Origin of the sequence: Advenella sp. FME57 (assembly GCF_014897675.1) — a bacterium.
In the GTDB taxonomy this organism is placed as follows: Bacteria; Pseudomonadota; Gammaproteobacteria; order Burkholderiales; family Burkholderiaceae_B; genus Advenella.
Genome location: NZ_JABUXU010000009.1, coordinates 188,118 through 201,053 on the forward strand (window position 1 = coordinate 188,118; position 12,936 = coordinate 201,053).

The 12,936-nt window shown below is 54.6% G+C and carries 11 protein-coding genes; 7 read left to right on the top strand and 4 right to left on the bottom strand.

Annotated elements, in window-relative coordinates; genetic code table 11:
* Positions 1-54 precede the first annotated feature (54 nt).
* The 4 genes from INT32_RS12440 to INT32_RS12455 all read left to right on the top strand — a co-directional run bounded on the left by INT32_RS12440 (position 55) and on the right by INT32_RS12455 (position 4,493).
* The gene (locus INT32_RS12440) at positions 55-1,245 is read left to right on the top strand and encodes a CaiB/BaiF CoA-transferase family protein (protein WP_193089048.1); all 1,191 of its coding nucleotides are present in this window, start codon (positions 55-57) and stop codon (positions 1,243-1,245) included.
* Positions 1,246-1,346: 101 nt separating this feature from the next.
* A complete protein-coding gene (locus tag INT32_RS12445; protein WP_193089049.1) occupies positions 1,347-2,285 on the top strand; it encodes a hydroxymethylglutaryl-CoA lyase in 939 nt (312 codons plus the stop codon).
* 117 nt (positions 2,286-2,402) lie between these two features.
* Positions 2,403-3,383 (top strand): tripartite tricarboxylate transporter substrate binding protein, encoded by a 981-nt coding sequence (locus INT32_RS12450; RefSeq protein WP_193089050.1) that lies wholly within the window; start codon positions 2,403-2,405, stop codon positions 3,381-3,383.
* A 171-nt stretch (positions 3,384-3,554) separates the two neighbouring features.
* A complete protein-coding gene (locus INT32_RS12455) occupies positions 3,555-4,493 on the top strand; it encodes a Bug family tripartite tricarboxylate transporter substrate binding protein (RefSeq protein WP_370540225.1) in 939 nt (312 codons plus the stop codon).
* Positions 4,494-4,566: 73 nt separating this feature from the next.
* Here INT32_RS12455 and alkB read toward each other — a convergent pair whose 3' ends face one another.
* Positions 4,567-5,235 carry a DNA oxidative demethylase AlkB gene (alkB, locus tag INT32_RS12460; RefSeq protein WP_193089051.1) on the bottom strand — a complete coding sequence of 223 codons (669 nt, stop codon included), beginning with the start codon at positions 5,233-5,235 and terminating at the stop codon, positions 4,567-4,569.
* A 549-nt stretch (positions 5,236-5,784) separates the two neighbouring features.
* Here alkB and INT32_RS12465 point away from each other — a divergent pair.
* The 3 genes from INT32_RS12465 to INT32_RS12475 all read left to right on the top strand — a co-directional run bounded on the left by INT32_RS12465 (position 5,785) and on the right by INT32_RS12475 (position 9,684).
* On the top strand, positions 5,785-7,017 hold the full coding sequence (locus INT32_RS12465; RefSeq protein WP_370540221.1) for an MFS transporter: 1,233 nt from the start codon (positions 5,785-5,787) through the stop codon (positions 7,015-7,017).
* Positions 7,018-7,058: 41 nt separating this feature from the next.
* On the top strand, positions 7,059-7,661 hold the full coding sequence (locus INT32_RS12470) for a glutathione S-transferase family protein (protein ID WP_193089052.1): 603 nt from the start codon (positions 7,059-7,061) through the stop codon (positions 7,659-7,661).
* Positions 7,662-7,785: 124 nt separating this feature from the next.
* A complete protein-coding gene (locus INT32_RS12475) occupies positions 7,786-9,684 on the top strand; it encodes a bifunctional UDP-sugar hydrolase/5'-nucleotidase (RefSeq protein WP_193089053.1) in 1,899 nt (632 codons plus the stop codon).
* A gap of 200 nt (positions 9,685-9,884) precedes the next feature.
* On the opposite strand, the gene INT32_RS12480 is transcribed toward INT32_RS12475, so the two are convergent.
* The 3 genes from INT32_RS12480 to INT32_RS12490 form a co-directional block, all read right to left on the bottom strand.
* Positions 9,885-10,238, bottom strand: a complete 354-nt coding sequence (locus tag INT32_RS12480; protein ID WP_193089054.1) for a hypothetical protein — start codon at positions 10,236-10,238, stop codon at positions 9,885-9,887.
* Positions 10,239-10,575: 337 nt separating this feature from the next.
* Positions 10,576-11,580, bottom strand: coding sequence for an NADP-dependent oxidoreductase (locus INT32_RS12485; protein WP_193089055.1), 1,005 nt, complete (start codon positions 11,578-11,580; stop codon positions 10,576-10,578).
* A gap of 423 nt (positions 11,581-12,003) precedes the next feature.
* Positions 12,004-12,912: a LysR family transcriptional regulator gene (locus tag INT32_RS12490; RefSeq protein WP_193089056.1), complete on the bottom strand. Its 909-nt coding sequence runs from the start codon at positions 12,910-12,912 to the stop codon at positions 12,004-12,006.
* Positions 12,913-12,936: the final 24 nt, after the last annotated feature.

Here is a 12,936-nt window from a genome sequence, read left to right on the forward strand (position 1 = left end):
TGGGCATATTCCGGTCATGATGGCGAAAACCCATATTGAATAAACAGGTAATGCATGTCGAAACCGCTGGATGGAATCAGAGTACTGGAGCTGGGACAGCTCATTGCCGGACCCTTTGCCACCAAAATGCTGGCTGAGTTTGGCGCGGAAGTCATCAAGATAGAACCGCCCGGCAACGGTGACCCGCTAAGAAAATGGCGCTTGCTGCACGAAGGGACTTCTGTCTGGTGGGCGTCGCAGTCGCGCAACAAGAAATCGGTTACGCTCAATCTGCACGAACCGGAGGGTCAGGACGTCATACGCCGGCTGGTGGCTGATGTAGACGTGATTGTAGAGAACTTTCGCCCCGGCACGCTGGAAAAGTGGAATCTGGGTTTTGAAGCGCTCAAGCAGATTAATCCACGGCTGATCATGCTGCGCGTATCGGGTTATGGACAGACGGGCCCCTATAAAGACCTTCCAGGGTTTGGTGTGGTGGGCGAGGCGATGGGCGGCCTGCGCCACTTGAGCGGCGAGCCGGACCGACCCCCGGTGCGCGTAGGTATTTCAATTGGCGATTCGTTGTCTGCCTTGCATGGCGTGATTGGCGTGTTGTTGGCCTTGCGGCATCGTGATCAGTTCAATGGCGCCGGCCAGATGGTGGATGTGGCCTTGTATGAATCCGTGTTCAATATGATGGAAAGCACCATCGCCGAGTACTCGGTATTCGGACAGGTGCGTCAGCCGGCGGGCAGCAGCCTGCCGGGAATAACGCCAAGCAATGCCTATCGCTGCGCCGACGACAAATACGCACTGATTGCCGGTAATGGAGACAGCATATTCAAACGGCTAATGTCCCTGATCGGGCGCGATGACATCGGCGAGGACCCGGCATTTCAATATAACGACGGGCGTTCAAAGCAGGCCGACTATATCGACGGCGTGATCGGACAATGGACGGCGCAGCATACACTTGATCAGGTGCTTGAGAAACTGCATGCGCACCGTATACCCGGTGGACGCATTTATGATGCAGCCGATATCGCTAAAGATCCGCATTATCATGCACGGCAAATGCTCATTGAAGGTGAGCTCGAAGATGGCACACCGGTAACCTTGCCAGGGATTCTGCCCAAATTGAGCGAAACGCCGGGCGATGTGCGACGACGAGCACCGGTGCTGGGACAGGACACCGAGCAGATCCTGGATCAGCTGGGCATTGATGGCGCGACCCGTGACGACTGGAAAGCGCGAGGCATTATCTGAGGCGCAAATTCTTTACTCCAGTCAACTAATCATTTTTCAGCAGCCATTGCTGCATAGCCAGGCACGGGATTTATTGACGCGCAGCACGTCAGGAGCATGATATGAAAAAACTGTTTATCCAGGAAGTCGCCCCAAGGGACGGTTTCCAGAACGAAGCGCGGTTTATCGAAACGGACGACAAGATTGCTTTTATTGATCAGTTGAGCCAATGCGGCTACGCCAAAATAGAAGTGACTTCGTTTACGTCGCCCAAGGCCATTCCGGCCCTCAAGGATGCCGAGGCAGTGATGCACCGGATCCGCCGCAATCCGGATGTCGTCTATACCGTGCTGGTGCCTAATCTGCGGGGTGCCGAAAGGGCCATGTCCTGCGGTGTCGATGAGGTCAATCTGGTCATGTCGGTGAGCGAAACCCACAATCTGTCCAATCTGCGCATGAGCCACGAGCGCTCATTTGAACAGCTCGCGGCGGTGATAGGCGAAGTTAAAAACACCAGTACGGCTATCAACGTGTCCTTGTCTACTGTTTTTGGTTGTCCGATGCAGGGTGACGTTGCACAGGAAGACGTGCTGGCCTGGGTAGACCGGTTTGCGCAGCTTGGTGTGGATGGCGTAACGCTATGCGATACCACGGGCATGGCCTACCCAACGCAAGCGGGCAGTTTGTTTGCGGCTGTGCTGGCGCGCTTCCCGAACCTGGACGTGACCGCACATTTTCATAATACGCGCGGCATGGCGCTGGCCAATACCGTGACCGCCTTGCAGGCAGGGGTCGTGCGTTTTGACAGCGCTCTGGGTGGTCTCGGCGGTTGCCCCTATGCGCCTGGCGCCTCTGGAAACGTCACGACCGAAGATATGGTTCATATGCTCGAACTGATGGGCTATGACACCGGCGTGAACCTGGAGGGCATTCTGGCGATCAGTCGCTCGCTCGTGCCGCTAATTGGACATGACGTGAACAGTCAGACGCTTGCCGCGGGAACCCGCATGGCCTTGCACCCGGTGCCGGATTACGTCAGGCAGTTGCAGCAGACGCCGTGAAACAACAGACGCAGCGAAGCGCCAGATCAAAATCAATTGCAATGATCGGAACAAAGGTAGTCTGTTCTGATGCCAGAGAAGATCGATGAATATTCATACAAAACAACGGAGACATACATGAAACGCAAATTATTAAAACCCGCGCTGCTGACACTGGCTAGTACGATTGCTATTACGAATGCAATGGCACAGGAAGCGGCGTACCCACAACGCCCCATTTCATTGATCGTTTCGGCCGCCCCGGGAGGCACGACCGATCTGGCGGCACGTATGATCGCTGACCCGCTCAGCAAGGAACTGGGGCAGCCAGTGGTCGTCGAAAACAAACCAGGCGCCTCGGGCGGCATCGCTGCGCAGCAGGTATTGCGCGCCAAGCCCGATGGCTACACGCTCCTGCTGCAGTATTCGGGCTATCAGGTTATTACACCCAGCATAGAAAAAGTCAGCTGGGACCCGGTCAAGGACTTCTCACCCATCGCAAATGTGTTGTCGGCGCCTCAATTGCTGGTTGTCAAAAAAGAGCTTCCAGTCAATAGCCTGAAAGAGTTGGTGCAGTACGCCAAGGATAATCCGGGCAAGCTCAATTACGCGTCTTCCGGCACCGGTGCGCTTCAGCACGTGGCGACCGAGCAGCTGAACCAGATGGCCGGTATCAAGACAACCCATGTTCCCTACAAGGGAACCGGGCCTGCACTGACTGATTTGCTTGCCGGTGTGGTTGACCTGACTATTACGACGCCACCACCACTGTTGCCGCATATCAAATCCGGTGCGCTCAAGGCACTGGCTGTCACAAGCAAGGAGCCGCTGCCTTCGCTTCCTAACGTGCCTACAGCCGGCGCCGCAGGCTATCCTGACTGGCTGGTATCTTCCTGGTTTGCCATGTACGGACCGAAAGGCGTGCCCAGCGACGTGGTGCAACGACTGAATGCGGCGATTGAAAAAATCATGGCAACGCCTGAGTATAAAATGAAAGCCGAAGGGCTGGGCGCGACTGCTGAATACATGGGCCCGGAACAGTTGGGTAAATATACCGGCCAGGAGTTGGCTCGGTGGAAAAAGGTGATTGATGCCGCTGGCATCAAGGGTGGCAACTGAGCAATTGACCGGTTAACCTGAGCGCGCCGCGAGCGTGTCCGGCACGAAAGAACGATTACGGTTGCAATGAAATTTTTAGTGGCTGGGGTCTGCATTTGCAGCTCCGGCCACTATTGCATATATGATAGCGGCATATTTTTTACTGATGAGGAGACAGAATTGAAAAAATCCATACTGGCTGTTATGGCGACATTGGTCTCGGGTAGTGCGCTGGCCGCGTATCCGGAAAAGCCAATTACCATGATCATTCCGTTTCCGCCGGGGCAGGCGACCGATACCTTTGCTCGTGCGCTAGCCGATGAACTGGGTAAAGCGGTGGGGCAGCCTGTTATCACTGAAAACAAGGCGGGCGCCGGCAGCAATATCGGTATGCAGCAGGCGGTGAGAGCCAAGCCCGACGGTTACACGATCGTGGTAGGCGGCAGCGCAGCGGCCGTTAACCAGACACTTTACACAAAACCCGGCTATAGTCTGCAAGGCGATCTGAAGGCCGTATCTGGTGTATTTTCCGTGCCGCTGATTTTTCTGGCCAACCCCAAGTCGGGGATTCATTCACTGCAGGATGTAGTAGACAAATCCCGCGAGGAACCCGAGTCGCTGGCGTATGCCAGTGCCGGAATTGGTGGCACTCAGCACTTGTCGGCAGAAATGTTCCAGGCAGGCACTGATATTTCGCTCAGGCATATTCCATATAAAGGCAGTGGCCCTGCGCAAACCGATTTTATCGGCAACCAGGTACCGCTCATGGTCGATTCAGTGACCGCGGCATTGCCTTATATCAAGGACAAGAAAGCCGTGCCTTTGGGCGTGACGACCGCCACTCGCTTAAAGGCGCTGCCCGATGTGCCGACAGTGGGCGAGACGGTCCCTGGCTTTGAGGCCATTGGCTGGGCTGCCGTATTTGCACCCAAGCAAACACCCGCAGACGTGGTTGAAAAATTGAACAGTGAAATCGTCAAGGCGCTCAATAGCCCTAAATTATCGGCCTTTATTGCCGATCGCGGGGCGATGCCGATGCCGCAAACAACGCAACAGGCCGATGACTTTATTAAGGCCGAAATTGCCAAATGGGGCAAGGCAGTCAAGGATTCGGGCGCAACAGTAGATTAAAGCAAGGCATTGGTATGGCAAGGCGCTGTTCAAATTGATTGGCAGCGCTGCCTGTGCATTAACGGGCCTGATATCAGCCGGTTTTACGAAAGGTCAGATTAATGCGGTTTGAGCCGAGCAATGGGTGCGGATTGTCTTTAAGCGCCATGACGCCATGGTAACGCAAGCGATCGGGGCCGCCCCAGACCACAATATCGCCATGAAACAGCGGAATTTTATCTGGACGATCACTGCGTTTGAGACCACCGAACTGAAACATGGCGGGCATTCCAAGTGAGACCGACACAATGGGGGCGGAAAAGTCAGTCTCATCCTTGTCCTGATGCAAGCTGAGCCGGGCGCCCGGCACGTAGCGGTTGATCAGGCAGGAATCAGGCGCGAAGCCGGCATAACCACAGCGGTAGGCTGCCTGTCGGGCGAGCGCCAGAAATACGTCCGGCATAGCTGGCCATGGCAAGCCGGTTTCCGGATCAATCGCCGCATAACGATAGCCCTTGCGATCGGCGGTCCAACCGGCGGCGCCACAGCAGGTAAGCGCTACGGACATGGTGTAGCCGCCTGGTGTGACCATATGGCGAAATGGCGATTGCTGGCGAATCTGACGCAGCTCCGCCAATACCCTGTCCACATATTCCAGTGCATACCCACGCAATACCCATGCGCCGGGTCCCAATTGCAAGTCTGTGGCGTCTGTATCGGGTGCGGGCAAGGTATCAGGTGGAAAAAGGGAAATCGTACTCATAAGATTGAACTCAAATATCATGTAGCACGCAGCGCTACGGCGAAGGCTTGTTGAAAATCCGTCATGTCCGCATAAAGCAGGACGAATGCAGTGATGCAGGTGACCGCTGCATTATAGGGCGGTGGTGTCGGTCCTCCTGGCAATGTCAGCTGCTTGCATCGCCTGTTCGCCTGAGCACAACGACCTGTTCACGTATCAAAAATACTCGCATATGACGTAGTGGTGTAAACCCAGCGGCCTGCAAACAACGAAGCTGGCTGTTGATAGCGCCGGCAGCACAGGGTTGCGGGGTCTGTCTGCGACATTGCGTTCTTACTGTGGTTTAATGTTTCATCTGCTACAACGGGGATAACGTTTTAGCGAGAACAAAACAGTAGTGGATCAACGTTGAGACCAAATTGCCCGGGTTCAGGATAAGGGGTGAGCAAGGCGCTATGGCCGTTAGCGCTGTTAAGGCCATTATGGCAATTACGGCCGGTCTGTGTCCTGTCATGCTGTTATTTTATAATAATACTGTTTAAATATATAGTATTTTATTTTTGGTTACCCATGTCTGAGCAATCGCCACATCCATCATACCTGACAACGCCCGTGCTGCTTTTGATGGCCATCGCTTGCGGCCTGTGTGCCGGAGGTAACTATTTCAACCAGCCGCTGCTGCATTCCATCTCGGTTAGCCTGGACATTACAGAGACCCGCGCGGCACTCACTGTAACGGTCGCGCAGGTCAGCTATGCGCTGGGTCTGCTGTTTATTGTGCCGCTAGGCGACAAGTTCGAGCGCCGGCAGCTTGCTGTCGGGCTGATGGTGCTGGCTGCGATCGGACAATTTATCAGTGGCCTGGCAATCAACAGCAGCATGTTGTTTGTGGGAGTCGGCATGGCGGGGCTGTTTTCGGTTGCTGCACAGGTCCTGGTGCCGATGGCCGCTATCCTGTCGGCGCCATCGCGTAGCGGTCGCGCAGTGGGCATGGTCATGAGCGGCCTGCTTACCGGTATTTTGCTCGCCCGAAGTGTTGCCGGCTTGCTGTCCGGTATTGGCGGATGGTCGACTGTTTATCTGGTATCCGGCGTCATCATGCTTGGCATTGCAACTGTCCTCTGGCTCAAGCTGCCATCCTCCAGAAACCCGCAAAGCCACGGCTATTTGTCCATTCTTGCGTCACTGTTCACTTTGCTGCGTGAGCAGCCGCGCCTGCGTACGCGCGCGCTCATGGGCGGATTGGGCTTTGCATCGGTCAGTGCGCTGTTTTCGACCATGGCACTCCTCTTGGCCGGGCCTGCACATGGTTTGAGTGATGTGGCCATTGGCCTGGTGGGCCTGGCCGGCGTCATGGGGGCCTTGATGGCGTCTTTGGGAGGCCGCTTGGCCGATCGCGGCCTGGGTGATACGGTCACTGCCGTCAGCGTTGTACTGTTGCTGCTCAGCTGGGGCCTGCTATGGCTGGGACACGATAATCTGTGGTGGTTTATTGCAGGCATGCTGGTGATCGACCTGGCCCTGCAGGGCGTGCACATCAATAATCAAACCACCATATTTGCCTTGCTGCCACAAGCACGGTCTCGTTTGAATGCGGTGTATATGACCAGTTATTTCATTGGCGGTGCTTCTGGATCGACGCTGGGTACGGTCGCCTGGACTTACGGCGGATGGGCCGGCACCTGCCTGCTGGGAAGCGTGTTGGCGATCATGACCGGTCTGGCCACTTGGGCAGACCGAAAGGTCAAGTCAGCAATTGAACGGGCTGACCTTACACCCGCAACAGCAACAGTAACAAAATAGTAGTAGTCAATTTTTCATTATTTTTATCAAGGGAGACACAAATGAAAATTTTTTATTCCGCCGCTTCGCCTTTCGTGCGTAAGACAATGATCGTTGCCGACGAACTTGGGGTCGTGGACCGAATTGAACGCCTGCCGGCCGCAGCTAGTCCTGTGAATCGTGATCGCAATATTATTCCGTTCAACCCGCTGGGTCAGGTGCCTACGTTTATCACGGACGACGAGCAGGTACTGTTCGACAGCAAAGTCATTTGTGAATACCTGAACACCACTTTCAAGGGCAAGCTGTTTGGCGATGACAACACGCGCTTCAAGTTGCTAACAGATCACGCAGTGGCAGATGGCGCCATTGCTGCTTCATTGTTGGTCCGCTATGAACTACTGGCGCGTCCCGAAGCGTTGCGCTGGGACGAGTGGCTGGAAGGCCAGACCGATAAAATCACAACTGCATTGCAGTACTTCGAAGACAAGGCGCAAGAGCTTTACGATCGAATAGATATCGTTACCATCACCCTGGCATGTGCTTTCGATTATCTGGACTTCCGGCTGCCGGACTATAACTGGCAGAAGCGTTTTCCGGGTTTGAAAGCCTGGTATGACAAATTTTCCGTACGTGAAAGCATTGCCAAAACCAAGCCTCAGTAAAATGGGTGCTGATGCGCGGCAGCCGGCCTGCTTATGATCGTTGCCGCGAATCGATGTTGCGAATCGATACCGCTTATCGAGGCCGCAGGTGGGCTTAGCAGACCGGTTAAGGAAACAGGGGGCAATGCATATCACAGATCGAAGGGCTTTTCTTCAGTTGATGGCAGCCGCGGGCACTGGCATGTTCGCGCCCGCAGTGCTGCGCGCGCAGCAAGGGATGGAGCAGTTTTATGATCTGCCGGCGTTTGGCAACGTCAGCTTCATGCACATCACAGATGTACAGGCCCAATGGAAACCTTTGTATTATCGCGAACCCACAGGCCAGGTGGAGATTGGCCCAGTCAGTGCAAAACCGCCCTATGTGACCGGCGATGCGCTGCTGCAATACTACAACCTGATGATTGGCTCAGCTCAGGCCTATGCTTTCAGCAACGCAGACTATGCTGCCTCGGCAGCCCACTACGGCATGCTGGGTGGGGTGGCGCACCTTGCGTCATTGATTGGCATCGTCAAGCGTTCCCGCGAGCAAGCGTGGCTGCTGGACGGCGGCAATGGCAATCTGCAATCATCGGCCCCCTGGGCAACAACTGATGGGGCGATTACGGTCCATCATGCCCTGGGCATAGACCTGGGCTTGCCGGAGCAGGCGCATATTCAGGCAGCCATTGCTTCAAAGGATGCTGGCCAGACACAGCCGTCGGATCCCAATTTACCGGCACCCGCACAGGGGCGAGCTGCGCACTATCCATACATTGCGCACAATGCGTTCGATCTGGTTAACGATAATCCTCTATTTGAGCCCTATATACTGCGCAAGCGAAACGGTATCACGGTTGCCATTATTGGGCAGGTGGCGCATAACGAACCGTTTGCCAAGGGCAACTGCGATGAACACACCATGCCAGACGCCAAGACCGGCATCAAAGAGCGATCGGTGATGCGTCTGGATGAACACAATTTACAGCGCATCGTCGACGATGTGCGGACAAAAGGTGCGCAAGCCGTGCTCTTGCTTTCCCGAGCCGGTGTGGATGCAGATTTGCAACTGGCAACTCGTGTCACTGGTATTGATGTGATATTGGGCGGACGTTCGGCGACCCCATTGCCCGAACCCATTCTTGTTTCCAACAATAAGGGTAAGACGGCAGTCACTAACGCCGGCGCACAGGGGCGGTTTCTGGCCGTGCTGGATCTGGACATCGACAAAGGCGGCTTGGCGGATTTTCGCTATAGCCTGTTGCCAGTAGTGGCCAGTTTTGTACAGGCCGACAGCCGCCTGGCAAAGACGGTCGATAATGCCTATGCGACAGCCAATACCAGCTTGTCAGAGCAAATCGCCATGACCGAAGGGCTGCTGTACCGCCGGGGCACTTTCAACGGCACCTGGGACGAACTCTTGTTGCAAGCCATGTTGCAGCGCAGCGGGGCGCAAATAGCCCTGTATCCCGGATACCGCTGGGGGTCGACGCTGTTGCCTGGCGCTGCAATTGTCCGCGAAGATATCATCAACCAGCTGGCATTGGGCGACACACAAATGTGTTTGGGAGCGGTGCGCGGCAGGCATATCCATGCCATGTTGGAGGCCGCCGCTCAGGCGCTTTTCGACCCTGACGCGTACAAGCGTTCAGAACAGGATATGTTGCGAACCGGTGGCTTGCGCTACCGGATCGACCCCGACCAGGAGTCGGGCAAGCGTATTACGAACGTCATGGTTGGCAGTCAGCCGTTGATGGTCGATGAAAAATATAAAGTGGCCGCCTGGGGATTGACCGTGCCATTTGAATTTGACCAGGCAGCGCCAACAGATGCGACCAGGGCGGACGTTGAAAGCAAAATAACCAATCGCATTGAAAGTAAAGATACAGCGCAGGCCAACGCGACAACCATTGAATCAGCACATATGCCGGCGACGACGACACTGATCATGCTGGATGTGCTGGAAAATTATTTGAAGCAGCACAAGACGATACCGGAGATGGAACCTTATCAGCCGAGGATTGTCAGGGAGAAGCGGCAGATTTAAAGCTTGCTCAGGAGTGCAATAAGCGCCTTAGTTATTCGCTCACGATCGTCAGGTTTTGTTGATTTTCTGATTTTTTGTGAGTACTTTGGTTTGAATAACGAGCGAACCAAAGCCCGGCACAAACAGCCGTAACAGTGCAATAGAGCAGGCCGTTGGAAGGTGCTATTTTAAAAACCGCTGTAAAAATTACCCGATACGTTTTACTCGTCAATTTTGTTATGCGACTCCTGCAATGCCTTGTTCTTTGCCCTTGTATCCCAAACAACCAGTCCAAAGATAAAGTTGCAAATGACCCATATCATAATAATCATGGTTACGCCCATGCCTTCGGAATCTTCGGTGCCGCGAGGCAGGGCGCTGGACTGCGATCCTCGATCAAGTACGCCCATGCCGACCACAACCCAGCAAATCATGGCAAGGTTAAAGGCGATAAAAAGCCACTTGGCGACTTTTCCGGTCAGGGTTCGTTGCGGTTCTTCCAGCTGAAAACCGCAAGAGACGCATTTGGTCGCAGCGTCTTCAAGTTCGGTGGTGCACTTTGGGCATGTTTTCATCGGATTGCTCCTGTCTCTATTTCTGGCACTTGCAATAATCCAGACTGCTGCCGGTTTAATCTGCAATCTGGCACCGGCTTTGTTATATCGCACCTTTCCCAGTAATTTATCGTATGCCGATCTATGCTCCATATGCAGCAATATAGCAGTGATCGGCATTGCCTGCGAATAAATTTCTTTGCCGCAACGTCAGTGCCTGACTCATATGCCCCTGGAGCCAGCGCTGTGAAATCACAACGCGACCGCGACCGCGACCGCGACCGAAAGCACAGCCTGCTGATGTTACATTTGCAAGTATATGCGCCGGTTCGCGTATCAGGAGACGGTTTACTACGTACTAGATCCGGATCAGTCGCTTGCCCAGGTTCTCACCTCGATACAGTTCAGCAATTGCGCCCGGCGCTGTGCGCAGACCATCAGTGATGTGTTCACGGTAAGTCAATTCTTTTGCTCTGACCAATTGCTCGAGCTGCTCGACGTAAGAAGCATAGGTGTCCTTATGGTCGAACAGGATGAAACCCTGCATTCGGGCTCGGCGAGTCAGCAGAATACGGTTTACGCGAGGGCCCATGGGCGGTGGATTCCAGCTCGGGATTGAGGCTGTTCCGCATACAATCACACGAGCGCCGATAGCCAGATGCTGCATGACTGCGTCTGAAATGGCCCCTGCCGTGTTATCAAAATAGACATCCACGCCGTCTGGACATGAATTTTTGATGGCCTGATCAATATCGTCAGTCTTATAGTTAATGACATGGTCGTAGCCAAATGCTTCATAACACGCTTTGACTTTTTCAGCTGAACTGGTCAAGCCTACTGTACGGCAGCCCATTGTTTTGGCAAGTTGCCCCACGCAAGAGCCCACCCCGCCGGCAGCGGTGGACACCACGACGGTGTCACCTGGTTTGGGGGAGCCCAGTTTGTCCAGTGCAGTGGCAGCTGTTATGCCGTTCAAGCCCAATACGCCCAGATACAAGGAGGGGGGAAGATCACTGGCGGTTATTTTCTGGACAATCGCCTCGGGTTTGACCGTGGCGTAGGTTTGCCAGCCGAACCAGCCCATCAGGCGTTCGCCCTTGTTGACTGTCGATATCGCGGATTCGACGACCGTTCCTACACAAAGCGAACGCATCACGTCGCCGACATTTACACTTGCGTAGTTATTGGCATCGGCCAGCCAGCCACGCATTGCTGGATCCACAGACAGCCATTCATTGCGCACCCGTATTTGCCCAGCTTGAAGTTCGGGTACCGGCTGCTTTTCCAGTTGGAAATTTTCTGCGGCAGGAATGCCTGTTGGTTTGGATATTACCCGGATGACTTCGTTTTCAAGCGTATTCATATATCCCTCTACATTTGTACAATCGTCTATCAGATTATTAAACACTCTGGCTGAGCCGTACTCATGACCAAGTCTCGCATATTTGCCTCAGCGGTCGGCACCGCAAGGCTGCAGGCCGGAAAAGGGTGACACTCTGCCGTTTATGGCACAAGCGCGCTGGTCGGGCAGGGTTCAACACGGTTTATCGTGTATTGCAGATGCTATTGGTTTCTGCTGTTCTGTCATATTCTACCTATGGAAGGGATGGGCCGCTTTGTGTAAAGGGAGCTGGGTCCAATCTTTTGAGTAAGAAATGCTATCTGTCATAAAAATACCCCGCGGTGCGATCTGTTTTTTTATGCAAGTGTCATGAACGGTGCGGTGACTAAGCGTCACTCCCGGTTCATCCCGGTGATCAGGCCAGGCACAACGACGATACTGGCATCAAGGCCGATACGCAAGTGCTGTGTCTTCGCGCAAGCAGGTCACAGCCATGTCGACGAATGTGCGTACTTTGGCCGCCGCCTGTCGGTGTTCATGGTGAATCACGTGAATAGGCAAGGGTGCTGGTTCATAATCGTGCAGTACGATTTCCAGTTTGCCACAAGTAAGGTAAGGGGCTATCTGGTACGACAGCAGCCGCGTGATCCCGAACCCGGCCAGGACGGCCTCGATCGCTGCATCATTTGTGGTGAGGGTCAGTCGCGGTGTCATGCGAATGGCACTGGTCTTGTCCTGATGAACAAACCGCCATTCCGGAACAGGTGAGATACCACTAGTTGTAATAATGGTATGGGCGTGCAATTGATCGGGCGTACCCGGTACACCATGGGCAGCCAGGTATGCAGGAGCTGCGCACACGACGGTACGAACCTGGCCGACACGGATGGCTTTCATGCTGGAATCGGGTAGATGGCCAATGCGCAGGCCCGCGTCCAAGCCTTCTTCGATCAGGTTGACAACCCGGTCGACAAACAGCGAGGTCACATTTACTGCCGGGTAGCGGCGCAAATACTGCACGATAATCGGCGTTACAAACATGCGGCCAAACAGGGCGGGCGCGGTGATCGCTAAACGCCCTCGCGGTTCGGTCGTGATGCCGGACACTGCCTCGTCTGCTTCATCAGCGTCGGCAATAACCCGTCGTGCGTCTTCAAGATAACGGATACCCGCTTCGGTGGTCCTGACGATACGGGTGGTGCGCGTTAGCAAGCGCACGCCCAGATGAGTTTCCAATTCGGAAATGGCGCGGGTGACCGCCGGTGCCGACATTCCCAGATTGCGGGCGGCAGCAGAAAAACTTTCGGCGTGCGCTACCGCCACAAAGATTGACATGGCTCGCAAACGATCCATCTATTATTCCGATATATGCAAGAG